This is a genomic window from Bacillus jepli, assembly GCF_047238305.1.
GTDB lineage: Bacteria > Bacillota > Bacilli > Bacillales > Bacillaceae_L > Ferdinandcohnia.
The window spans coordinates 2,885,620-2,907,808 of the sequence record NZ_JBDFMO010000001.1 but is presented as its reverse complement, the minus strand read 5'-3'; the positions used below and the strand labels follow the sequence as shown (position 1 = coordinate 2,907,808).

The window sequence follows — 22,189 nt, the reverse complement described above, 5'->3', positions numbered from 1 at the left end:
AATGAAAACCCACGAAATTTCGTGGGTTTTTTACGTTCCATTTATTCTACTATCTTAGATTTTAGTGGAATATCTAGTCTTACTAAATCTTCGTAACTTTCACGTTGAACCACAAGCTGTGCCTCACCATTCTCTACAAATACAATGGCAGGTCTTGGGATACGGTTATAATTATTAGCCATGGCATATCCATATGCACCTGTACAGAAAACAGCTAACATATCATCTGAACCTGCTTTTGGTAACGGTAAATCCCAGATTAACATATCGCCAGATTCACAGCATTTACCAGCAATAGAAACGGTCTCTTCCACAGGATCCTCTACACGATTTGCTAACACCGCTTCATATTTTGCTTGATATAAGGCTGGTCTAATATTATCTGTCATGCCCCCATCAATTGCAATAAATTGACGCACATTAGGTACTTCTTTTCGAGAACCAACAGAATAAATCGTCGTTCCAGCGTCACCTACAATAGAACGACCTGGCTCAATCCATATTTCAGGAATATCGATTGAAAGATCATCGGCATGCTTTTTTACTTCCCCAATAATCGCTTCTACATACTTGGACACAGGAAGTGGCTTATCTTCTTCTGTATAGCGAATTCCAAAACCACCACCAAGATTTAATACTTTAGGTGAAAACTCAAAGCGATCCTTCCAGTCTTTAAGCTTTGCAAACATTTTTCCAGCAGCAACTAAAAACCCGGTCGTTTCAAAAATTTGAGAGCCAATATGGGAATGAATTCCTAATAACTCTAAGTATTCTGAATGAACTGCCTGCTCGACAGCTTGGTCTGCCTGTCCGTTTTCAAGTCCAAACCCAAACTTAGAGTCATCTTGCCCCGTTGTAATATAATCATGAGTGTGCGCTTCAACTCCCGGTGTTACCCGCAACAAAATCTTCACCGTTGTTTTATTTTCATTACAAACCTGCTCTAACAAAGATAGTTCATAAAAATTATCCACAACAATACAGCCTATATCATTTTTAACCGCCATGTCTAGTTCTTCATAGCTTTTATTATTACCGTGGAAGTGAATTCGTTCTACTGGGAAACCTGCTTGTAGGGCAGTAAATAGTTCCCCCCCTGAAACGACATCAAGCGATAACCCTTCCTCATGAACTAACTGTACCATTGCGATTGTAGAAAAGGCTTTACTCGCGTATGCAACTTGTGCAGGAATATTTAAACGCTTAAATGTTTCACGAAAGCTTCTAGCACGTTCTCTGATAAGTGCAACATCATACACATATAAAGGTGTGCCATATTGTTTTGCTAATTCTACAGTATCTACCCCACCAATTTCTAAGTGGTTTTTTTCATTTACTTTACTAGTTCCGTGCAAAAACATTGATTCCCCTCATTCCTTCATACAGTACTCATCAGAGCCTTATGATAAAATATTATTTCGTGCACTCCAGCTTTTTTAAAAAATGACAGCTAATCACTTATAGTCATCAGCTGTCATACTATCTTTAACGCTGTGCTATGGAAAATAGATTAACACAACGTTTTATATGGTGCAACTATTGTTTGAAAGGTTTTTGAGGGTGTACGATACTTGGTCTTAACTTTGCTCCAGGTACAGAAGTTCGAATCACAATTTGTAATAATGCTTTTGCGTTGAAAGGTAAAAACGGCCATAAATATGGAGTATTTAGGGACCGGATATTGGCTAAGAACAAGAAATAGATGGTGCAACCTATAACAAATCCTGGCACCTTAAAAATAGCTACTAGGACTAATAAAAATAATCTTGCTATCTTATTGGCAGCACTTAATTCATAACTCGGTGTTGCAAATGTACCGACCGCTGCAATTGCTACATAAAGGATTACCTCTGGCCCAAACAGCCCAACATCTATTGCAATTTGACCAATTAATGCTGCCGCAATTAACCCCATCGCAGTTGATAATGGTGTTGGCGTATGAATGGCCGCCATCCTTAAAAATTCAATTCCCATATCCGCAAGGAAAATTTGAATAACAATTGGGATATTTGACTTTTCATTTGGTCCAATATAATCAATTGCTTTTGGGATCATATCCGGTTCTAAAACTAATAAAAACCAGAGGGGTAACAGGAAAATAGAAGCTATTATCCCAATAAACCTTGTCCACCGTAGCAATGTACCAACTGTAGGAGCTTGGCGATATTCTTCAGCATGCTGCACGTGATGGAACATTGTTGTTGGAGTGATAATGACACTTGGTGAAGTATCAACCATGATCACAACATGTCCTTCAAGCAAATGAGTTGCTGCTACATCGGGTCGTTCTGTATATCTAACTAATGGGTATGGATTGTAGCCTTGATGAACTAAGAACTCTTCAATAGTTTTGTCAGCCATTGTTAAGCCATCCACATTAATTTTACTCATCTCATTTTTAATAAGTTTGACTAAATCCGGGTTGGCTACATCTTGAATATAGGATATACAAATATCAGTTTTTGATCTCTCACCAACCTGCATAATCTCATTACGGAGCCTTTCATCACGAATTCTTCTTCTTGTTAAAGCACAATTCACAATAATATTTTCTACATATCCATCTCGAGCACCTCGGATTACTTTTTCGGTATCAGGCTCTTGAGGTGTTCTTCCTGGATAACTTCTCACATCAACCGCTAGCCCCGAATCCTCCCCTTCAACTAGAAAGAGGATAAGTCCTGAAAGGATCGTATCAACGGCTTCATCTAAATTCTTGATGGTACTTACTTGCTGATGAACAAGACGGTTCTCAATAATGTTAAAGGCCCGATAAGAATTCTTTTCATTATCATTAATATTAACTAATTCCTCTAAAATTTGAACAATAAATGCCGTGTCGCACAGACCATTTAAAAAATATAGATGAACTTCCTTATTTAGAATCTTAAACTTTCTAACACCAATATCAAAATTTGTAGTTCCTAAACCAATGCGCGATTCGAAAAATTTATCATTTTTAACGATATCAGGAGAAATTGGAGTCTTATTTGAATTCTGTTCCTTTCCGATCATAACCACTCCTTTCGAGTATTAGATCCACTGCTTTTCTTGTAATGGGGGCACCAAGTTTGAGATCATCTTTACGTGCCATTTTTCCAATATCTCCTATTCCTACAATTATAGGAACAACTAGTGAATCTATACAATACACTGTATCTCCGTTAATTCGGCCAACGTCATATTCAGGAATACCACTTTTATCGACCCCGTATTCTGTCAGATTACCGTCTCTGTCAATACTGATGTCAACTTTTGTCCATTCAGTTTGATGAGTTTTCGACGCAACTGCAATAATACCTAATACTTCAATTTTAGGATGAGTTGCGACATACTTTAATGCATGTTCACCCATTCCTTCTCCCAGCAATCCACTATCATCGAACATGACAAATACAGGGTCATAAGGGGTGTCTAAAATGTATTCCACCATTTCTTTTCCCGTTATGGTTGTTGGGTTTCCTTGTGATTTGGAAATACATCGTCCCCCTACTTCTTTTGCAATGTATTCTATTGTCTTTTTTGCATATTCATCGCCATCTGTTACTAGAATCACTTTTCTTCTAGCTTCGTCCATATATTTTATCCTTTCGCTCTGAAAATCAGTGCAACTAAGAAGGAGAATAATATTGCGGAAGATATTCCCGCAGAAGTTAATTCAAATATCCCCATCGCAATTCCAATAAATCCATGTTCCTCTGCACTTTGCATCGCACCATGTAAAAGGGAATGACCAAAGCTTGTAATTGGAACTGTTGCTCCAGCACCTGCAAATCGGATTAAATTGTCGTAGAGATTAAAACCATCCAAAATACTACCTAATACGACAAAAACACTCATTACATGAGCGGGTGTTAACTTTGCAAAATCAAGTAAGAGCTGTCCAACAACACAGATTGCTCCACCAACTAAAAATGCGTATAAGTATTCCATTACCTATTCACCACCTTGAACACGTTCCAACACAACACCATGTGCGATTGTAGGGATGGTTTCCTTTTGCTGAATCATTGTCGGGCTAAGAAGTGCACCTGTTGCAACTATAAACACCTTGTTTAAATTGCCACTGATAAGTTCTTTTACAATGTGCCCATACGTCACAATTGCTGAACAAGCACATCCACTTCCACCAGCAAATACCTCTTGGTCAGAGTTATAAAGCATCAGTCCACAATCATTATGTTTGTTGCCCAAATCATAACCTTCTTCTTTTACCATTTCTTTTAGAATTGGACTACCAACACCTGAGAGATCACCAGTCGCTATCAGGTCATATTCATCTTGATTAATATTTAAATCCTGAAAATGTCTGGTGATGGTATCCGCCGCTGCTGGTGCCATTGCAGAACCAAGGTCAAATGGATTTGTTATTCCTAGGTCAACCACTTTTCCTATTGTCGCTGAAGTAATCCGTATCGGACCCTTCTCTTTACTAACTAAAGCAGTACCACCACCTGTAGCTGTAAAGGTTGCTGTATCCGGCTTTTGTCCTCCATATTCAGTTGGATATCGGAACTGTCTTTCGGCCGTGGCGTTATGGCTACTGGTCGATGCTAAGATTCTGTTTGCAAATCCAGCATCAACAAGCGCTGAACCTACAGCAAGAGTCTCCATAGATGTTGAACAAGCACCAAACATACAGATTAACGGGATTTGATGATGTCTAGCAGCATAGTTTGTAGTCACATTTTGATTTAATAAGTCCCCTGCTAAAAAGAAATCAATATCATCATTTGACAAGTTCACTTTTTGCAGGCAAGAATCAATCGAATCCACCATGAGCCTTCTTTCGGCAGATTCCCAAGAATCTTCGCCACAATGCAATTCATCATACTTTATATCAAAACTTGTACCTAAAGGACCTAAGCCTTCTTTTGGGCCAACCGCAGTTCCTGTAGAATTTAAAAAAATTTGATTCTCAAATACCCATGTTTGTTTTCCAACTAGCCTCATGTCATTCACTCCTTGCAATCAAGATATTGTGAGATTAAAGAAATAACGAATAATCCCAACAATATACGCAGAAACTGCTCCAAACACAATTACACTGCCTGCGAGCTTAAACATATTCGTGGCAATTCCTAATACAACACCTTCGCTTTTATATTCCATTGCGGCACTTGTCATCGAATTTGCAAATCCTGTAACAGGAACCGCCGATCCCGCACCAGCAAATTGTCCAATCTTGTCATATAAACCAAACCCAGTTAATAAGGAGGATATTAGGATAAGAGTTGCGACAGTTGGATTTCCCACATCTTTTTCCGTAAAATCAAATACGGTCATATAGAAATTCTGTATCCCTTGTCCAATCACGCAGATCAAACCTCCAACCAAAAATGCTTTTATGCAATTTAAAAAATACTTAGGTTTGGGCTGGTACTTCTTGATGCTATTTTTATAATCGTCCTTCAACTTTTTCTTAGTGGCCACTTCATGTTCACTCCCTGCGTAGTAAAATATAAACCCCATAAAATCATTTCACATAGTACATCCATTGAAATAATGACCCAGCGATTTTTCCAAAAACAATCGCCATCACTAAAATAATGATTTTATTATCGATTCCAATGCGTTTAGCTAATATTGGAAAAACATTCAGTACTTCTGTAAGGGCTGCTGCCAACATGCCTACGAATATCCCACTTGCTAACCCAACAGGAAGTACCAAAATACCCCAAAAATTAAAGATATAATCGTTTAGAGTAAACCATCCACCAAAAACTGCTCCTAAAACAACACCCCACTCATAAAAACGAATGTATTTCATTGTTTTCGTTAGTTGTGTTAGTCGGGGAATAATACCTAAGACTGCTAAAAAAGCTACAAAACCGCCCCCAACAGCAAGTCCACTTCCTAATCCAATAAACATAATTAAAAGGACTTTAATTGTCATCAATGTGTTTCATACTTTCCTTATTTTCATTAAAAATTAAGTAATTATCTAAATCTTGCTGGTAATTAAACATTTCAACTTCAAGTGGACTTGGTTCTTCGTTGAGACGTTTACGGAAAAAATGATTAAAAAATAAAATCATCCCTAGTCCCAGACCTAATGAATATGGAATTTGAAATAACAATGGTTTAGGCACTTCGTCACCTGTTATCATGGTATAGATTCGCAAATGAACCTCTCTCATTGATACATCTTCATGGAAATTCATCATTGTAAGGGCTGCTCCTGTAAATAATAAAAACCAAACCGCTACAAAAAGCGCAGGTGCAAATCGTTTTTTCTTAATAGCTACCTCAATGATGGTTTGTGCGGGACCAACTGTTTGAATATCAATATGAGGAAATCGCCTCCTAATTTGTTCAATCACCTTTATTACATCAATGACAATAATATTTTTGTCTTTTTTGCTTACTTGATGGATGACGATCTTTTTAATAGCCTGTGCGATGCTATCCTCAGCACTTATTTGTACGATTTCACCAATTTTAATTGTTGCATTGGGTTGTACCAGTACGCGATGGCGCATTCGAACATAAATTGATTTTTCCATCACTTTCACACCCCACACATTGTTTTCCTTATATAAGTAGTATGTTAAAACTACTTTATCTAATGCGACAGGTGTACAAACACCAATAATTACCATGATAAACGAAAAAAACCGAATGGATCATACATCCATTCGGTCTTTCATTTGTTGTAATATTTTTTTCTCTAGCCTCGACACTTGCACTTGTGATATCCCCAACCTTGTCGCGACTTCGGACTGAGTTTGATCCTTATAATAGCGCAGGAAAACGATTAGTCTCTCACGTTCATCTAGCTCGCGAATTGCTTCCTTTAGTGCTATTTTATCAAACCACTTTGTTTCGTTATTATCCGCTATTTGATCAAGCAATGTAATCGGATCACCATCATTTTCATATACGGTTTCGTGAATGGATGAAGGTGCACGACTTGCTTCTTGGGCTAAAACAACATCCTCAGGAGTGATTTCTAAGTATTCCGCAATCTCTGCAATTGTCGGAACTCTACCGAACTGCTTTGACAGTTCATCCTTAGCTTTCCGAATTTTATTTCCGGTTTCCTTTAATGAACGACTCACCTTCACTGTTCCGTCGTCTCTAATGAAGCGCTGGATTTCACCGATTATCATTGGTACAGCGTAGGTTGAAAATTTAACATCATACGATAAATCAAATTTATCGACAGACTTCAATAATCCAATGCAGCCTATTTGAAACAAATCATCTGGTTCATAGCCTCGATTTAAAAATCGTTGTACAACAGACCAAACTAACCTCATGTTCTTCTGGACGATTAAATCACGTGCTTCCTGTCGTCCTTCTTGACTGAGTTTGATTAAATTCTTAACCTCGTTGTCCTTTAAATACGTTTCACTATTGTTGTTCTTGACCTCCACATCCATTGGCAAGTCTCCTTAATTGCATAACGCTTTACTCTTTGATAAATGCTTTGTTAGCCGTAATGTTGTACCTACGCATGAACCTGTTTCCACTTCAAACTCATCCATGAAATTTTCCATAATTGTGAATCCCATACCTGATCGCTCAAGTTCTGGTTTTGTTGTAAACAATGGCTGCCTTGCTTCCTCTAGATTGTTAATTCCAATTCCTTCATCTCTTATGGTGATATAGACTGTACTGTCTTCAATTTTGCATGAAATGTAAACAATCCCATTCGGATCACTTTCATATCCATGAATTATTGAGTTTGTTACGGCTTCTGAAACAACTGTCTTAATTTCAGTTAATTCGTCCAAGGTTGGATCGAGTTGTGTGATAAACGCTGCTACAGCAACACGAGCAAATGACTCGTTTTGGCTTAGTGCTGAAAATTGAAGGTGCATCTCGTTTTTCATTACGCCACCCCCAATGACTGAAGCGCAAAAGACTCATCACGCTCTAACCGAATAATTTTGAAAAGGCCTGACATTTCAAATAAACGTTCGACCTGTGGGGAAATTGAACAAACAACCATTTCTCCACCTAAATTTTTAATTTGCTTGTATCTCCCTAAAATAACACCTAATCCCGAGCTATCCATAAATGTCAGCTTTTCAAGATTCAATAAGATGTGATTAATTTGATTGCTTTCAATCGTATCTGTTACCTTTAATCGCAATTCATCAGCTGTATGATGGTCTAACTCACCAGTAAGCCGAATACATAACACATTGTGTTTTACCTCAAGTTCAATTCCAAGACTCACTTTACAATGCCTCCTTTAAATCGTATAGTGAGTCTTTTCGCTATTCATACGAAAGAATCCTTCTTGATGACAAAACTAGTGTTCATTCGGCAAAAAAATCAAGAAAAGCGCAAGAGCCTTGAAGTGGAACATCGACTAACTACTGCCACGTCCTGTGGCAAATGTCGATGTCAGCACTTCCTCGAAAATGCTATGCATTTTCTTCGTGCGAGGATCATGCTGTCGAAGTTTTCCTTGTCCTGTGCAAATCCGACAATCACAAGACGAGCTGGCTAGAAGGTTGTTCTTTGACCTTCTTGACAGATTGGATTGTGACCTCGAGGGGCTAGGCGCTGGAGCTAGACATCAAGAACTAGGTCAATCCTAAATATTTAAGGGGTTTTATTAAACGTTCCCATAGTACGTTTAAATAATTTCCACCAACTCGCAGAATCGATGTCTTTTGCTGCGACAAGCGGGCTTTCACTTAAAACCTTTCCATCTTTTTTAATCACCAGTTTTCCGATTTTATCACCTTTTTTTATTGGAGCTTTTAGCTTTTCAGCTACAACCACTTCTTTTTGTACATCATCAATTTTTTCACCTTTTTTCGTTAAGAGTGAGATAGGCTCAGATGTAACAAGCTTTACTTTCTTTTCAGTTCCTTTACTTACCTTCGCCTCAGCAACTTGTTGATTACGCTCATATAAAGGATGTGTCTTATACTGACTAAAACCAAAGTCGAGCATTTTTGTTACTTGTGCATTGCGTTCCTTCGGTGTTGGTGCACCAAATATAACAGATATTAGTCGCATATCCTCTTTCTCAGCAGTGGCTGTTAAACAATATTTTGCCTCTGTTGTAAAGCCTGTTTTTAATCCGTCTACACCTGGATAAAATCGAACAAGGCGATTTGTATTTACAAGCCAAAATTTATTTTCGGATTTTTCACGTAAATAATCTTCATATTTTCCAGTGAATTTAGTGATTTCTTCATATTTCAGTAATTCCTTTGACATGATTGCCATATCATGGGCAGAACTGTAATGATTTTCTGCAGGAAGGCCAGTTGGATTTTGAAATAATGTATTTTTAAGACCTAATTCCTTCACCTTATTATTCATCATTTCAACGAAAGCTTCTTCTGAACCTGCTATCTTTTCTGCCATGGCAACGGATGCATCATTACCTGAACCAATAGCAATCCCTTTTAACATTTCCTCAACTGTCATTTCTTCACCTGGCTCAAGGAATATTTGCGAACCTCCCATTGATGCGGCATGCTCACTTGTTCTAACTTTTTCAGAATAGGTGATACTGCCTTTATCAAGGGCCTCCATGATCAACAGCATTGTCATGATTTTCGTCATGCTTGCTGGGGGAAGCTTTTCATCACTATTTTTTTCATAGAGAATTTTCCCCGTATCACGTTCAATTAAAATTGCAGATTTTGCATTATTCGCTAGATCAACAGATGATTCCTTTGCAGAAGCGAAAGGGCTACTAGTAAAAATCATGATTGTTGAAAGTAACATACTAATAAATACGCGTTTCATCCCAAACCCTCCATTCTTTATACCTTCCCATTTTTTCCAAGAAATAAAAAAATATACATTTTAATAAGGTGCCTTGAGGTAAAATAAGCATAAAAAAATCCGAGGATTATTTCATCCCCGGATTTTGAATTATGATATTTTATCAATGATTAATGTAGGTGGTTTTACTGGATTTGACGAAATCGATATACTTTCAGATAACTTCTTTTTGATTTCCGCCATATCTTCAAAATTACTATGAATCGTGACAAGGCTATCTCCTTTTGAAACCTTGTCTCCAATTTTTTTCCGAAGAACAAGCCCAACCGCTAAATCAATTGTGGACTCCTTTGTTGCTCTTCCTGCACCTAGAAGCATAGCCGCTGTGCCGATGGAGTCGGCAATAATCTCTGAGACATATCCATCAGATTCAGCTTCAAACTCAAATTGATATTTTGCCTTTGGAAGCCTTTCAGGAGAATCAACTACAGAAGCGTCCCCCCCCTGTGATGATAAGAAGGTTTTAAAGGTTTCTAACGCTTTTCCACTTTTAATCGATTCCTCAAGTAGACTTCTTGCTTCTTCGATAGAATTCGCCTTTTTCCCTAGTAAGACCATTTGGCTTCCTAAAACGAGACAAAGCTCTTGGAGGTCGGCAGGTCCTTCTCCTTTTAACGTGTCAATCGCTTCTTTTACCTCAAGCGCATTACCAATCGCAAAACCAAGTGGTTGACTCATATCTGAAATGATAGCCATCGTATTTCTGCCTACATTATTTCCGATATCTACCATTGTCTTGGCCAATTCTTTTGCATCATTTAAATTTTTCATAAAAGCACCTGCGCCAGTTTTAACATCTAAGACAATTGCATCTGCACCTGCCGCAATTTTCTTACTCATAATGGAACTAGCGATTAATGGGATGCTGTTAACTGTTGCTGTTACGTCCCGCAATGCATAAAGCTTTTTATCTGCAGGTGTTAGATTTCCACTTTGTCCTATAACCGCAACCTTATTTTGATTGACAAGTCGAATAAAGTCATCGTTCGTAATTTCAACATGGAAGCCCGAAACAGATTCAAGTTTATCAATCGTTCCACCTGTGTGACCAAGTCCACGCCCTGACATCTTTGCAACCGGCACCCCAACAGATGCAACTAACGGAGCAAGTACCAATGTGGTCGTATCACCAACACCACCTGTACTATGCTTGTCTACTTTGACTCCTTCAATCCCTGAGAGATCAATCGTATCACCCGATTGAACCATTGCCATTGTAAAATCTGCTTGTTCCTGTTTCGTCATTCCACTAAAAAAGACCGCCATTGTAAAAGCACTCATTTGATAGTCAGGAATTTCACCTTTTGTATAACCATCTACCACAAATGAAATTTCGTTTGACGATAATTCCATTCCATCCCGTTTTTTTTCAATTAAGTCAACCATTCTCATTATTTTTCACCTTTTTCTTGTGACTTACATTTTCTTAACAATTTGTTTAACAAGTGATAAAAAGTCAGTTTTTACTTTTTCTGTAGTTTCAATTACTTCATCATGGGTCAGAGGCTGATCTAAAATACCTGCTGCCATATTTGAGATACAAGAAATGCCAAGTACCTTTAAATTGGCATGACGTGCGACAATCACCTCAGGAACCGTTGACATCCCAACTGCATCCCCACCTAGTGTACGTAGCATTTTAATTTCCGCTGGTGTTTCGTAAGAAGGGCCTGTCATTCCAACATATACCCCTTCTTGAATTTTCATATTCAATTCATTCGCCACTTCTTTTGCAAGTGTACGAAGTTCTTTTGTATACGCTTCTGACATATCTGGAAATCTTGCTCCGACCTTTGAATCATTTGGGCCAATTAATGGGTTTTGCCCGAAATTAAGGTGATCGGTAATAATCATTAAATCACCTGGTTCGAATGATTCATTCACTCCACCCGCTGCGTTTGTCACAATTAAACTCTTTACACCAAGTTCTTTCATCACACGAATAGGGAACGTGACCTTATCAAGGGTGTACCCCTCATAAAAATGAAATCGTCCCTGCATCGCAACAACTGATTTTCCTTGTAATGTACCAAATACAAGTTGCCCTGCATGACCTTCGACTGTTGATACTGGAAACTCTGGGATTTGGTCATATGGGACTTTGATTGGATTTTCTATTTCATCTGCCAATACACCCAAACCAGAGCCTAAAATCAAACCAATTTCAGGGGCTTTCGGGCTTTTTTCCTTTAAAAATTGTGAAGCTTTTTCTATTATTGATTTATCCATTCCTATATTCCCCCATTAATCTCTGAAAGAAAGCTCTTTCCATGTTTAGGTAATGTTACATTAAAATTATCAGCGACTGTTGCACCAATGTCAGCAAATGTTGTTCGTAATGGTAATTCCTTACCACTATTCATTTTTTTGTTATACACCAGTAATGGGACATATTCTCTTGTATGATCGGTTCCAGGATGAACGGGGTCATTTCCGTGATCTGCTGTAATGATTAATAAATCATCTTCGGTTAGTTTTTCGAATACTTCTGGTAAACGTGCATCGTACTCCTCTAGAGCATTACCATACCCTTTTGGATCGCGACGATGTCCAAATAATGCATCAAAATCAACGAGATTTATAAAGCTTAAGCCTGTAAAATCCATATTTAGGGTCTCAACTAACTTATCCATGCCATCCATATTTGATTTTGTACGCAATGCTTGTGTAACGCCTTCACCATCATAAATATCTGAAATTTTTCCGATTGCGATAACATCAAAACCTTTATCACTTAATTCATTCATAACCGTACGTTCAAATGGTTTTAATGCATAGTCATGTCTGTTTGATGTTCTTGTGAAATTGCCAGGTTCCCCAACAAATGGACGAGCGATAACACGTCCAACCATATACTTTTCATCTAAAGTTAATTCACGTGCAATTTCACATATTTTATATTGCTCATCTAATGGCACAATATCTTCATGTGCAGCGATTTGCAAAACAGAATCTGCAGAGGTGTAGATAATTAATTTTCCTGTTTTCATATGCTCTTCGCCAAGCTCATCAATAATGGCGGTTCCTGATGCTGGCTTATTCCCTAAAACTCCTCGTCCAGTCCGTTTTTCAAGTTCATCTAATAATTCCTTTGGAAAACCATTTGGAAAAACTTGAAAAGGTGTTTCAATATGTAAGCCCATGATTTCCCAATGTCCTGTCATCGTATCTTTTCCATTAGAAGCCTCTTGCATTTTCGTATAGTATGCTAGTGGCTGATCTTGAACAGGAATTCCTTTTATTTCTCGAATGTTACTCAAACCGAGCTTTGCCATATTCGGCATATGTAAGCCATTCATTTCTTCCGCAATATGTCCTAAAGTATCTGAACCCTCATCACCAAATTTTTTTGCATCTGGTGCTTCTCCAATTCCAACAGAATCCATGACAATTAAGAAGATCCGTTTATATGTATAAGCTGACATGTAGTTCCCTCCCAATGTATTCTATGAAGTATTTTCCCCTTCTAGTTGCAACTTACTCAATTTTTCACATATGTTTGATTGTCAGAAGTCTGACATCTTTGAGTATAAGGGTGCGTAATCGTCTTTTCAAGTGAATTTACACGAGTTTAGAAAAATTGTTCCCATTTTTTGACGAAAAAATGCCAGACCTTTTTGTCTAGCAATCTATTAATAAATATTAAGCTCGGGGATGATAGTTTTTATATACATCCTTCAGACGTGTTTTTGTGACATGTGTATAAATTTGTGTCGTTGAAATGTCAGCGTGACCAAGCATTTCCTGCACCGCTCGAAGGTCAGCCCCATTTTCTAATAGGTGAGTCGCAAATGAATGACGAAGCGTATGTGGGGTTAATTCCTTTTCGATACGAGCATTTTTCGCGATTTTCTTTAAGTTTTTCCAGAATCCTTGTCTTGTCATACGATTCCCATGATGATTCACAAAAAAAGCGTCTGTTTTCTTTTGCTTGACTAGTTGACCACGACCATGGTCTAAATATGACTGCAAGGCTTTCGTCGCAACACTACCAAGTGGAACAATCCGCTCCTTATTTCCCTTCCCTAGGCATCGAATAAATCCCATTGATAAGTGGATATCCGCTAAATTTAAGTTTATGAGTTCACTCACACGAAGCCCTGTTGCATATAAAAGCTCAAGCATTGCTTTATCGCGTATACCAAGCGGGTTGTCCGATTTTGGTGCATCCAACAACGCCTCTACTTCTGAAATATTTAATACTTTCGGAAGTGTACGCTCTGCCTGCGGCGTCTCAATCTGTTCTGTAGGATCATGGTCGGTTACTTTTTCACGAAATAAAAACTTATGAAAAGAACGGATTGATGCTATATGTCTAGCCAAGGTTCTTGAAGAATTCCCTTGTTCCTTTAAAGCTTTTAAAAAATGAATGACTTGTAATCGGTTTACATCATTAAAGGATGAAATATTTTCAACCTTCGTTACATATTGAAAATATTTTTTAAGATCCCGTTCATAGGACTTCACTGTATTGGTAGCTAGCCTTCTTTCGACAACTAGGTAATGCAAATAATCCTTTACTTGATCTTCCACTAGACTCTACTCCCCATTTCGGTAAAAAAACAGTAATCGATCTAACAGGCCATTCTCCTTTTCTTCAATCATCGAGGTAGCCTTAACTGATGTTCCTTCCGGCTCATCATACTTGTGGTAATTTTGATACTCCTCATTTACCCATATAATACCATAATAAAAAAGAATTGTGCATCCAGTAAACAATACAAAAACCTTTAATGTATCATATACAACTCGAAACCATTGTCTCATCTAGTAATCCTCCAATCGATTGTTATTAGAAGATATGCCAAATTTACATGGTTTTATACACGCTTATCCCATTTTTTTATATTTCTTATGTACTTCTATATAAATAATTTAAGCTAAGGAGCATGATTATCTACTAAATTATGAAAATCAAAAAAACCCTTTTCTTGAAAGGAAAAGGGTCGTTTATTTAAGATGATCTGTTTCTTCTTTTGTTACTTTATCATGACAACGATGACAAATACCATGGAAAGTTAAACGATGGTCTTTAATAATAAAATTCCAATTCTTTTCAACGATTTCTTCAACATCCTCAAGTAAATCTTCTTGAATTTCATCGACTGCACCACATTCGATACATACAAGATGATGATGAAAATGTGCAGCGCCTTCTTGGCGAAGGTCATATCTGGAGACACCATCTCCGAAATTTATTTTATCAACAATTTTTAATTCAGTAAGTAATTCAAGAGTTCGATATACAGTTGCTAAGCCGATTTCAGGCGACTTTTCTTTTACAAGGAGGTAGACATCTTCGGCACTTAAATGATCCTCTTCATGTTCAAGCAGTACCCGAACGGTCGCCTCACGCTGTGGAGTAAGCTTATAACTTGATGAATGCAACTGTTTTTTTATACGATCGATCCGATTTTCCATGTAAAACTTTCCCTCCCTCGCCATTACCTCATTATTATATCAGAAGAAGGGGCACTGTCCAAATAAAATAATTATAAATAATAAGAAATAACTATTATTAATTAATAACTTTTCTTATTTGTTAACCACATCAATTATTTCTTTCATTAGAACAGGAGAAGCAAATGCCTCTATAGCTGATGCCATTAAAATGACGAAACTTACACCAATCATCAAAAGCGAATATCGGGTCAACAACTGTAATACGGGTTCATTCATTCGTTTCATAAATTGCTGTCTGATCATTTTTAATGAGAATGCGACAGCCACTGTACCGACGATAATAAAAGTTGGAATAATTAATAGATTTTGTGGAAGTACGGAAACAAATGATAAGACAAACCCGCTCCAGCCCATTTGATTGACAAGAAAACCTACCGTAAATCCAACAACAACCCCTTTTAGGAACAACAGAATTAAGATAATCGGTAGTCCGATAATGGAGATACCTAGAATCCACATGAGTCCGACATATTTCAGGTTATGAAGAATGCTCTGTTTGAACATATCGGTCGAATTGGCATAAGTTCCTTCAGATACCTCTCCAAAGAATCGACTTAAATAGAAGAAGAGGTCTTCTTTTTGACTGGGGTTTAAGCTATTTACGACAATTGCTCCAAAGATGACACCCATTAGGAATAGTACGGAAATAAATAAATATATGGATGAATGTTCACGAAAATGGTTAACGACGATTGTTTTATATGGCTGTTGCTTTCTCATCTATCGTTCCTCCCTATCAATCTTCTAGTAGATTCTATGAGGGAAAATAGATTTCTATGACAACTTGCCAAAACTATTTCTAGTGATTGGCACCTCTCATTAAATAGAAAGAGACCCCACTTATTCGGAGTCTACTTTTCCATATTTACCGCCACCCCCTGATTTCAGGCGGAGTTTTCCTTGACGTGCTTGTATGATGGTATCGACGATTGAACCTTTCACCACACGTCTTAGTTCTTCTTCAGGTACTTCATGTAGAATAGCCATTTCTGTTTTAAAATAGTCCCTCAGTTTTTGTAAGGTTTTCGGCCCTAGCCCTGGAATAAATTCTAACGGAACTTGATGAACATATGGAGGCCGAAACACATTTGGTTCATCGGTGTCTTTTAACTCCTGTAGCCGGTCAAAAACACCTTTTACAAATCCTGAATGCCCACAGCTCGGACAAGCCTCTGCCATCACATCTTCAATAATTGTTAAACATTTCTCGCAGGTTGTTTTATGATATTTTCCTAATAGTGGATCTAGTCCATAATTTGCAACAACTTCTCTCCCATCTTTTTGATGAAGTGCAAGTCTGAGTTCTTCAAAAGTGGGCTCCTGCATTTTTATGATTTGATATTCCCTCGCAATTTTCGGAAGGGAATGTGCGTCTGAATTGGAAACAAAAGTGAATGAATGCAATTCTTTAATTTGGTCAGCCATATTTGTATTCGAGCTCAATCCAAGTTCAATTGCATCAATTAAATCCCCGTCAAACACCTCAGTTAACGATTGTTTTACACCTCGACCATACATACTTTTGTACGGAGTAAAGACATGGGCAGGAATAAAAATTCCGGATAACTCTTTAACTTTTCGTTGCAGTTCTCTTCCGCCCACATAGATTCTTTGTGAACTCAATGTTATATTTTTCATTCGTTCGGATAGCCATGTGGAGAATAGCTTCATTTTTTCAATCGTCGGCATAAAAGCTAGGACATGTATCGGTCCTTTACAATTTTCATCATAGATTTCAAGCTCACTTCCTAAAAGTAGTGTCACATTCTTAAAACGTAATCCACCTTCTTCATAGGGATACACTTCTCCCATTTCAATTAAGGCTTCAAGCTCCCCAATGACTTCCGGAACATGACAATCTATAACACCAATCATGTCCATCCCTTTAATTTCAGTGGATTCTTGTAGGATGTTTCCAATAGTTAGTGACTTGGCACCTGTAATTTTTACTGGTCTACCGGAGTTCGTTCTTCCAATATGGATATGGAGATCAACATAGTAATTGTTCATCTTAACCTATTCTCCTAATGCTTGTTGCAATTGTAAATACTGAACTGCATAAGCCGTTTTTGCATCATAAATTTTCTTCTCTTTTATAAAATCAACAGCTTCCTCTAATGTAACCTCGAGCACATCGACAAATTCATCCTCATCCAAGCCTGCTGGATTCTCAATCTTTTTTAAACCTTTTGCAATAAAAAGATGGACTAATTCATCTGCAAAGCCTGGAGAAGTATAAAAAGAAATAAGCGGCGTCAATGTTTCACAACCATAACCAGTTTCTTCCTCCAATTCTCGCTTTGCGGTTACTTCTGGGGCTTCTCCTTTTTCTAGCTTACCAGCTGGAATCTCAACAATTATCTTCTCTAATGCTTTTCGATACTGTTGTACCATTACGAGCTTGCGATCATCAGTTATAGCTAGTATAGCTACAGCTCCAGGATGTTTAATAAGTTCTCGTCTACTCGTATGTCCATTCGGTAACTCTACCTCTTCAATATGTAAATCTATAACCTTTCCTTCAAAAAGAACTTCCCTACTAATTGTCTTTTCTCGTAAATGATCCATTATAGACAGCTCCTTGTTCTACTAAATGTATATACTTCATACATTTTAGCATAGTTCTTTTCACTTTTTATAACCCCTAAGGAGGTTTGCAATGAAAATTGTGATTGGTGAAAATCGGGTGGCGCTTGTCGGCAAGGCTTGGGAAATACGTGCCAAACTGAAAGAATATAGTCGTTCCTTTCAAACTGTCCAGGAGTGGATAAATCAGGAAAAAATGGAAAAGGAGAAAAAATGAACGTGAGTGACTCCCCTTTCAAATCATTTGTGATTCAGACATCAAAAGGATAAAATATGTCTAGGTGTCAGAGGAATAAAAAATTCGGGAGGGGATCATTATGGACAAAAGAAGGATTGGGGCTTCTGACTTATATATAAGTAAACTAGGACTTGGCTGTATGTCCATTGGTACGGAAGAAAAAAAAGCCCTACAGATCATTGATGCTGCTTTAGATTTGGGAATCAATTATTTAGATACGGCTGATTTATATGGTCAAGGTCTAAATGAAGAATTCGTTGGTAAAGCTCTAAAATCAAAAAGACAAGATATTATTTTAGCGACTAAAGTTGGAAACCGTTTTGAAAGCGGAAAGGAAGGATGGTCCTGGGACCCATCAAAAAAATACATAAAGTCCGCTGTCAAGGACAGTCTCAGACGTCTCCAAACCGATTATATCGACCTATACCAACTCCATGGTGGGACCATTGAAGATCATATCGATGAAACAATTGAAGCGTTCGAGGAATTAAAAGAAGAAGGTGTTATTCGCTATTATGGAATCTCTTCTATCCGTCCAAATGTGATCCGGGAATTTGTGAAAAAATCTTCCGTCGTAAGCGTGATGATGCAATACAGTATTCTCGACCGACGCCCTGAGGAGCAGATGCTTTCCTTTTTAAAAGAACATGATGTCAGTGTCGTTGCACGTGGCCCCGTAGCCAAAGGCTTACTCACCAATCGACCTGTTGAGGATGCAAGTCAAAGTATAAAACAAAATGGATACCTTGATTATTCTTTTGAAGAGCTTGAGTCTGTGATTTCTACCATAAAATCAGATGTGGCAGGTCATAAACCATTAACGGAAATCGCACTCCAATATTGCTTATATGAGGATGTTGTTGCTTCTGTCGTGACCGGTGCAAGTTCAACCCGTCAAATTGAAAAAAATGTGGAAGCTGCAAATGCGAAGCCTTTAACAGATAAACAGGTACGAAAAATTAGAGAACTCACGAAAGCTTCTGTATATGAGCAACATAGGTGATCCACGCAAACCAGTTACATAATTAAAAACAGTAAATACAGTTTATAAACAGTGTTTTTGAATTAAAAACCGTATTATCGATTTAAAAACGGTAAATAAAAATTAAGAACCGTATTTAAGTTGCGCCACTAAAAATTGTTAAAATCAATTAGATTTTTAAGACAAGAAACCCCACAGAGCCTGTGGGGTTTTGACATTATTTGTAATCGGACCATTTAAGGTTACTCTCGTTGAATAGCTCTTCAAATGACTTGTTTTTTTCTCGTTGTCTTCTTTCCTCTCTTTGTCTTTCAAGCTCTTCTTCTTGTTTCTTCTGGGCTTCTTCCTTTAACTGTTGTTGTGTATTTTTTAACTTCGAAACAATATCGTCATTCAGTAAGTCTCCAAGGCTTAATTTCTCATCCTTTTGCTTTTTAACAGATGGCTTTTGCTTCTTCTTAGCCATAGTATTCCCTCCATACATCAACCGTTTGACTACTATTATAGCAAAAAAAGCGAATAACCGCATGGTAGGTTATTCGCCGAGGTATCCTTTAGTAAGCATCGAGCACGACATCATTATCGATCAGTAGCTTTGGCTCAGTAGAAGCTATAATATCTTCTACCGTATATCCTTTTGCCACCTCTACTAATTTTAAACCGTTCCCGGTCACATCGATGACAGCACGATCGGTGATGATTCGATTTACGACTCCCTTTCCGGTTAAAGGTAGGGTACATTTTGTTAAAATTTTTGCTTCTCCTTTTTTATTGACATGATCCATAATCACAATGATTTTTCTAGCCCCGTGAACAAGGTCCATTGCCCCGCCCATTCCCTTTATCATTTTTCCTGGAATCATCCAATTCGCAAGGTCACCCTTCTCTGAAACTTCCATTCCACCAAGGATTGCAATATTGATATGTCCACCGCGGATCATTGCGAATGATTCCGCACTGTCAAAATAAGCTGCACCCGGAATCGCGGTAACCGTCTCTTTTCCGGCATTGATTAAATCTGGGTCAACATTTGCTTCAGATGGATATGGACCAATTCCAAGCAACCCATTCTCGGATTGGAGAACAACTTGTTTATTAGTAGATATATAATTTGCAACAAGGGTTGGCATTCCAATTCCAAGATTTACATAAAAGCCACTTTCAATTTCCTTTTCAGCCCTTTTTGCAATCTTTTCACGCGTGTTTGTCATCGCCTTCACCCCTCTTACTTAGATAATGTCAATCGTTCAATTCGCTTCTTTTGTTCGCCTACGATTAATCCTTGGACATAGATACTCGGTGTATGAATCATATTTGGGTCAAGATCACCAATTTCATAGAGTTGTTCAACTTCCGCAATCGTGACCTTTCCTGCAGCCGCAATCATCGGGTTAAAATTACGGGCCGTCTTGTTATAGATTAAGTTCCCCATTTTATCAGCCCTTTCAGCCCGAACTAAACTAAAATCAGCCACGAATGCTTCTTCTAACACATATACCTTTCCATTGAATACACGGGTTTCTTTTCCTTCAGCAATTGGGGTTCCGACTCCTGCAGGTGTATAAAACGCTGGAATCCCAGCTCCACCTGCTCTAATTTTTTCAGCCAATGTCCCTTGAGGAACAAGTTCAACCTCAAGTTCACCTGACAAGGCTTGTCGTTCAAATTCCTTGTTTTCCCCAACATATGAACCGATCATTTTAGAAATTTGTTTGTTCTGTAAAAGTAAACCAAGTCCCCAATCATCAACACCACAGTTATTTGAAATAACGGTCAGATCCTTCACCCCAGATTCAGCCAATGCGATAATTAAATTCTCTGGGATACCACATAAGCCAAATCCACCCACCATAATCGTGGAACCGTCTTTGATTTCCTTAACCGCTTCCTGAAAAGAGGAATATATTGGTTTCATTTGCACACCCCACTATTCAATATTTTCAACAATTGTCGCTACACCTTGACCGCCGCCAATACATAAAGTCGCTAATCCGTAACGATCATCACGACGTTTTAGCTCATGAATAAGAGTAACTAGAATTCTTGCTCCACTTGCTCCGATTGGATGACCTAAGGCAATTGCACCACCATTCACATTTAAAATATCATGGTTAAAATGAAGCTCTCGGTCTACTGCAATAGACTGCGCTGCAAAGGCTTCATTTGCCTCAATTAAATTCATATCACTAATACTTAAACCGCATTTTTTCATTGCCTTTTGTACAGCTGCGACAGGACCAATCCCCATAATACTTGGGTCTACTCCAGCATTCCCATTCGCTTTTATGGTAACTAAGCCCTTAATACCAAGCTCATCAGCTTTCTTTTTACTCATAATGACAAATGCAGCAGCTCCATCATTTATTCCAGAGGCATTACCTGCAGTAACAGACCCATCCTTCTTAAATGCTGGTCGTAAGCTTCCAAGCTTCTCAACAGTTGTGCCTGCTTTAGGGTACTCATCGGTATCAAAGACAATACTTTCTTTTTTTCGTTGTGGAATGACAACTGGCACAATTTCTTCCTGAAATTTACCTGCTTCAATGGCCGCTATTGCCCTCTCCTGGCTACGGGCTGAAAAACGATCCTGTTCTTCCCTCGTAATCTCATATTTATCGCATAAATTTTCGGCTGTAATCCCCATATGATAATCATTAAATGCACACCATAACCCATCGGAAATCATGCTATCAATCATCTTTTGGTCGCCCATTTTAAATCCATTTCGCGCACCCTTTAAAAGATAAGGAGCCTGGCTCATATTTTCCATTCCACCCGCCACAATTACGTCTGCATCACCAGCTATAATTGCCTGCGTGGCTAAGTGAACAGCTTTTAATCCTGAGCCACATACCTTATTTATTGTCATCGCTGGAGTTTCCTGTAGCAGACCTGCATTAATCGCTGCCTGTCTTGCAGGATTTTGTCCTAAACCCGCCTGCAAAACATTGCCCATAATTACTTCATCCACAAGCTTTGGGTCCACCCCAGCTTTTTCTATAGCCGCTTTAATTACGACAGCACCTAGTTCCGGAGCTGAAACAGACTGCAAACTCCCTCCAAAACTACCAATTGCCGTTCTGACAGCGCTTACAACCACTACCTCATTACTCATTTCAACATCTCCTTTACGTTCAAACTTTATGTATTCAATATCA

General features: G+C 38.2%; 27 protein-coding genes. 2 read left to right on the top strand and 25 right to left on the bottom strand.

The genetic code is table 11. The annotated features are described in order from the left end of the window. Positions 1 to 41: 41 nt before the first annotated feature. From lysA to ABC371_RS14720, 21 genes are all read right to left on the bottom strand, one after another. On the bottom strand, positions 42 to 1,361 hold the full coding sequence (gene lysA / locus ABC371_RS14820; protein WP_412897486.1) for a diaminopimelate decarboxylase: 1,320 nt from the start codon (positions 1,359 to 1,361) through the stop codon (positions 42 to 44). Positions 1,362 to 1,536: 175 nt separating this feature from the next. Then, positions 1,537 to 3,015 (bottom strand): spore germination protein, encoded by a 1,479-nt coding sequence (locus ABC371_RS14815; RefSeq protein ID WP_412897485.1) that lies wholly within the window; start codon positions 3,013 to 3,015, stop codon positions 1,537 to 1,539. Continuing rightward, a complete protein-coding gene (spoVAEA, locus tag ABC371_RS14810) occupies positions 2,987 to 3,577 on the bottom strand; it encodes a stage V sporulation protein SpoVABEA (RefSeq protein WP_412897484.1) in 591 nt (196 codons plus the stop codon). Before spoVAEA ends, ABC371_RS14815 begins: the two co-directional genes overlap by 29 nt. Before the next feature lie 5 nt (positions 3,578 to 3,582). After that, on the bottom strand, positions 3,583 to 3,933 hold the full coding sequence (gene spoVAE, locus ABC371_RS14805) for a stage V sporulation protein AE (RefSeq protein ID WP_136377872.1): 351 nt from the start codon (positions 3,931 to 3,933) through the stop codon (positions 3,583 to 3,585). 3 nt (positions 3,934 to 3,936) lie between these two features. Beyond that, positions 3,937 to 4,953, bottom strand: coding sequence for a stage V sporulation protein AD (gene spoVAD / locus ABC371_RS14800; RefSeq protein ID WP_412897483.1), 1,017 nt, complete (start codon positions 4,951 to 4,953; stop codon positions 3,937 to 3,939). A gap of 18 nt (positions 4,954 to 4,971) precedes the next feature. Then, positions 4,972 to 5,472: a stage V sporulation protein AC gene (spoVAC, locus tag ABC371_RS14795; protein WP_412897482.1), complete on the bottom strand. Its 501-nt coding sequence runs from the start codon at positions 5,470 to 5,472 to the stop codon at positions 4,972 to 4,974. A 4-nt stretch (positions 5,473 to 5,476) separates the two neighbouring features. Then, complete coding sequence (locus tag ABC371_RS14790) at positions 5,477 to 5,896, bottom strand: stage V sporulation protein AB (protein ID WP_412897481.1); 420 nt, start codon at positions 5,894 to 5,896, stop codon at positions 5,477 to 5,479. Then, positions 5,886 to 6,506 (bottom strand): stage V sporulation protein AA, encoded by a 621-nt coding sequence (locus ABC371_RS14785; RefSeq protein ID WP_412897480.1) that lies wholly within the window; start codon positions 6,504 to 6,506, stop codon positions 5,886 to 5,888. Before ABC371_RS14785 ends, ABC371_RS14790 begins: the two co-directional genes overlap by 11 nt. 120 nt (positions 6,507 to 6,626) lie before the next feature. Continuing rightward, positions 6,627 to 7,385, bottom strand: a complete 759-nt coding sequence (gene sigF / locus ABC371_RS14780) for an RNA polymerase sporulation sigma factor SigF (protein WP_116352444.1) — start codon at positions 7,383 to 7,385, stop codon at positions 6,627 to 6,629. 12 nt (positions 7,386 to 7,397) lie between these two features. Then, complete coding sequence (gene spoIIAB / locus ABC371_RS14775) at positions 7,398 to 7,838, bottom strand: anti-sigma F factor (RefSeq protein ID WP_412897479.1); 441 nt, start codon at positions 7,836 to 7,838, stop codon at positions 7,398 to 7,400. Beyond that, on the bottom strand, positions 7,838 to 8,188 hold the full coding sequence (spoIIAA, locus tag ABC371_RS14770; RefSeq protein ID WP_116352446.1) for an anti-sigma F factor antagonist: 351 nt from the start codon (positions 8,186 to 8,188) through the stop codon (positions 7,838 to 7,840). The genes spoIIAB and spoIIAA overlap by 1 nt, the downstream gene beginning before the upstream one ends. 371 nt (positions 8,189 to 8,559) lie before the next feature. Beyond that, positions 8,560 to 9,723, bottom strand: coding sequence for a D-alanyl-D-alanine carboxypeptidase family protein (locus ABC371_RS14765; protein ID WP_412897478.1), 1,164 nt, complete (start codon positions 9,721 to 9,723; stop codon positions 8,560 to 8,562). A gap of 129 nt (positions 9,724 to 9,852) precedes the next feature. Then, positions 9,853 to 11,154 (bottom strand): pyrimidine-nucleoside phosphorylase, encoded by a 1,302-nt coding sequence (locus ABC371_RS14760; RefSeq protein ID WP_412897477.1) that lies wholly within the window; start codon positions 11,152 to 11,154, stop codon positions 9,853 to 9,855. 24 nt (positions 11,155 to 11,178) lie between these two features. Further along, positions 11,179 to 11,991: a purine-nucleoside phosphorylase gene (locus ABC371_RS14755; RefSeq protein ID WP_412897476.1), complete on the bottom strand. Its 813-nt coding sequence runs from the start codon at positions 11,989 to 11,991 to the stop codon at positions 11,179 to 11,181. A gap of 2 nt (positions 11,992 to 11,993) precedes the next feature. Further along, entirely contained in the window at positions 11,994 to 13,187 is a 1,194-nt protein-coding gene (gene deoB, locus ABC371_RS14750; RefSeq protein ID WP_412897475.1) for a phosphopentomutase, read from the bottom strand. A 217-nt stretch (positions 13,188 to 13,404) separates the two neighbouring features. Beyond that, a complete protein-coding gene (xerD, locus tag ABC371_RS14745; RefSeq protein ID WP_412897474.1) occupies positions 13,405 to 14,295 on the bottom strand; it encodes a site-specific tyrosine recombinase XerD in 891 nt (296 codons plus the stop codon). A 6-nt stretch (positions 14,296 to 14,301) separates the two neighbouring features. Next, the gene (locus tag ABC371_RS14740) at positions 14,302 to 14,529 is read right to left on the bottom strand and encodes a YqzK family protein (RefSeq protein WP_412897473.1); all 228 of its coding nucleotides are present in this window, start codon (positions 14,527 to 14,529) and stop codon (positions 14,302 to 14,304) included. A 183-nt stretch (positions 14,530 to 14,712) separates the two neighbouring features. Continuing rightward, positions 14,713 to 15,183: a ferric iron uptake transcriptional regulator gene (fur, locus tag ABC371_RS14735; protein WP_412897472.1), complete on the bottom strand. Its 471-nt coding sequence runs from the start codon at positions 15,181 to 15,183 to the stop codon at positions 14,713 to 14,715. A gap of 114 nt (positions 15,184 to 15,297) precedes the next feature. Then, a complete protein-coding gene (spoIIM, locus tag ABC371_RS14730; RefSeq protein WP_136377860.1) occupies positions 15,298 to 15,945 on the bottom strand; it encodes a stage II sporulation protein M in 648 nt (215 codons plus the stop codon). 120 nt (positions 15,946 to 16,065) lie between these two features. Beyond that, positions 16,066 to 17,235 carry an endonuclease Q family protein gene (locus tag ABC371_RS14725; protein ID WP_412897471.1) on the bottom strand — a complete coding sequence of 390 codons (1,170 nt, stop codon included), beginning with the start codon at positions 17,233 to 17,235 and terminating at the stop codon, positions 16,066 to 16,068. Between the two features lie 6 nt (positions 17,236 to 17,241). Beyond that, positions 17,242 to 17,793, bottom strand: a complete 552-nt coding sequence (locus ABC371_RS14720; RefSeq protein ID WP_412897470.1) for an NUDIX hydrolase — start codon at positions 17,791 to 17,793, stop codon at positions 17,242 to 17,244. Between the two features lie 91 nt (positions 17,794 to 17,884). On the opposite strand from ABC371_RS14720, the gene mciZ reads away from it, so the two are divergent. Together mciZ and ABC371_RS14710 are read left to right on the top strand one after the other, a co-directional pair. Then, entirely contained in the window at positions 17,885 to 18,028 is a 144-nt protein-coding gene (gene mciZ / locus ABC371_RS14715; protein WP_412897469.1) for a Z-ring formation inhibitor MciZ, read from the top strand. Between the two features lie 100 nt (positions 18,029 to 18,128). Then, a complete protein-coding gene (locus ABC371_RS14710) occupies positions 18,129 to 19,052 on the top strand; it encodes an aldo/keto reductase (protein WP_412897468.1) in 924 nt (307 codons plus the stop codon). A 196-nt stretch (positions 19,053 to 19,248) separates the two neighbouring features. Here the strand turns inward: ABC371_RS14710 and ABC371_RS14705 are convergent, their stop codons facing one another. The 4 genes from ABC371_RS14705 to ABC371_RS14690 form a co-directional block, all read right to left on the bottom strand. Next, positions 19,249 to 19,497, bottom strand: a complete 249-nt coding sequence (locus tag ABC371_RS14705) for a YqkE family protein (protein ID WP_136377855.1) — start codon at positions 19,495 to 19,497, stop codon at positions 19,249 to 19,251. A gap of 88 nt (positions 19,498 to 19,585) precedes the next feature. Then, positions 19,586 to 20,242 (bottom strand): CoA transferase subunit B, encoded by a 657-nt coding sequence (locus ABC371_RS14700; RefSeq protein ID WP_412897467.1) that lies wholly within the window; start codon positions 20,240 to 20,242, stop codon positions 19,586 to 19,588. A 14-nt stretch (positions 20,243 to 20,256) separates the two neighbouring features. Further along, positions 20,257 to 20,946: a CoA transferase subunit A gene (locus tag ABC371_RS14695; protein WP_412897466.1), complete on the bottom strand. Its 690-nt coding sequence runs from the start codon at positions 20,944 to 20,946 to the stop codon at positions 20,257 to 20,259. A 12-nt stretch (positions 20,947 to 20,958) separates the two neighbouring features. After that, positions 20,959 to 22,146, bottom strand: coding sequence for an acetyl-CoA C-acetyltransferase (locus ABC371_RS14690; RefSeq protein WP_412897465.1), 1,188 nt, complete (start codon positions 22,144 to 22,146; stop codon positions 20,959 to 20,961). Positions 22,147 to 22,189: the final 43 nt, after the last annotated feature.

Excerpts from the sequence above, each read along its gene's own strand:
- lysA (WP_412897486.1), bottom strand. The coding sequence starts at position 1,361 with ATGTTTTTGCACGGAACTAGTAAAGTAAATGAAAAAAACCACTTAGAA.
- ABC371_RS14815 (WP_412897485.1), bottom strand. The coding sequence starts at position 3,015 with ATGATCGGAAAGGAACAGAATTCAAATAAGACTCCAATTTCTCCTGAT.
- spoVAEA (WP_412897484.1), bottom strand. The coding sequence starts at position 3,577 with ATGGACGAAGCTAGAAGAAAAGTGATTCTAGTAACAGATGGCGATGAA.
- spoVAE (WP_136377872.1), bottom strand. The coding sequence starts at position 3,933 with ATGGAATACTTATACGCATTTTTAGTTGGTGGAGCAATCTGTGTTGTT.
- spoVAD (WP_412897483.1), bottom strand. The coding sequence starts at position 4,953 with ATGAGGCTAGTTGGAAAACAAACATGGGTATTTGAGAATCAAATTTTT.
- spoVAC (WP_412897482.1), bottom strand. The coding sequence starts at position 5,472 with ATGGGGTTTATATTTTACTACGCAGGGAGTGAACATGAAGTGGCCACT.
- ABC371_RS14790 (WP_412897481.1), bottom strand. The coding sequence starts at position 5,896 with ATGACAATTAAAGTCCTTTTAATTATGTTTATTGGATTAGGAAGTGGA.
- ABC371_RS14785 (WP_412897480.1), bottom strand. The coding sequence starts at position 6,506 with ATGGAAAAATCAATTTATGTTCGAATGCGCCATCGCGTACTGGTACAA.
- sigF (WP_116352444.1), bottom strand. The coding sequence starts at position 7,385 with ATGGATGTGGAGGTCAAGAACAACAATAGTGAAACGTATTTAAAGGAC.
- spoIIAB (WP_412897479.1), bottom strand. The coding sequence starts at position 7,838 with ATGAAAAACGAGATGCACCTTCAATTTTCAGCACTAAGCCAAAACGAG.
- ABC371_RS14765 (WP_412897478.1), bottom strand. The coding sequence starts at position 9,723 with ATGAAACGCGTATTTATTAGTATGTTACTTTCAACAATCATGATTTTT.
- ABC371_RS14760 (WP_412897477.1), bottom strand. The coding sequence starts at position 11,154 with ATGAGAATGGTTGACTTAATTGAAAAAAAACGGGATGGAATGGAATTA.
- ABC371_RS14755 (WP_412897476.1), bottom strand. The coding sequence starts at position 11,991 with ATGGATAAATCAATAATAGAAAAAGCTTCACAATTTTTAAAGGAAAAA.
- deoB (WP_412897475.1), bottom strand. The coding sequence starts at position 13,187 with ATGTCAGCTTATACATATAAACGGATCTTCTTAATTGTCATGGATTCT.
- ABC371_RS14740 (WP_412897473.1), bottom strand. The coding sequence starts at position 14,529 with ATGAGACAATGGTTTCGAGTTGTATATGATACATTAAAGGTTTTTGTA.
- fur (WP_412897472.1), bottom strand. The coding sequence starts at position 15,183 with ATGGAAAATCGGATCGATCGTATAAAAAAACAGTTGCATTCATCAAGT.
- spoIIM (WP_136377860.1), bottom strand. The coding sequence starts at position 15,945 with ATGAGAAAGCAACAGCCATATAAAACAATCGTCGTTAACCATTTTCGT.
- ABC371_RS14725 (WP_412897471.1), bottom strand. The coding sequence starts at position 17,235 with ATGAACAATTACTATGTTGATCTCCATATCCATATTGGAAGAACGAAC.
- ABC371_RS14720 (WP_412897470.1), bottom strand. The coding sequence starts at position 17,793 with ATGGATCATTTACGAGAAAAGACAATTAGTAGGGAAGTTCTTTTTGAA.
- mciZ (WP_412897469.1), top strand. The coding sequence starts at position 17,885 with ATGAAAATTGTGATTGGTGAAAATCGGGTGGCGCTTGTCGGCAAGGCT.
- ABC371_RS14710 (WP_412897468.1), top strand. The coding sequence starts at position 18,129 with ATGGACAAAAGAAGGATTGGGGCTTCTGACTTATATATAAGTAAACTA.
- ABC371_RS14705 (WP_136377855.1), bottom strand. The coding sequence starts at position 19,497 with ATGGCTAAGAAGAAGCAAAAGCCATCTGTTAAAAAGCAAAAGGATGAG.
- ABC371_RS14700 (WP_412897467.1), bottom strand. The coding sequence starts at position 20,242 with ATGACAAACACGCGTGAAAAGATTGCAAAAAGGGCTGAAAAGGAAATT.
- ABC371_RS14695 (WP_412897466.1), bottom strand. The coding sequence starts at position 20,946 with ATGAAACCAATATATTCCTCTTTTCAGGAAGCGGTTAAGGAAATCAAA.
- ABC371_RS14690 (WP_412897465.1), bottom strand. The coding sequence starts at position 22,146 with ATGAGTAATGAGGTAGTGGTTGTAAGCGCTGTCAGAACGGCAATTGGT.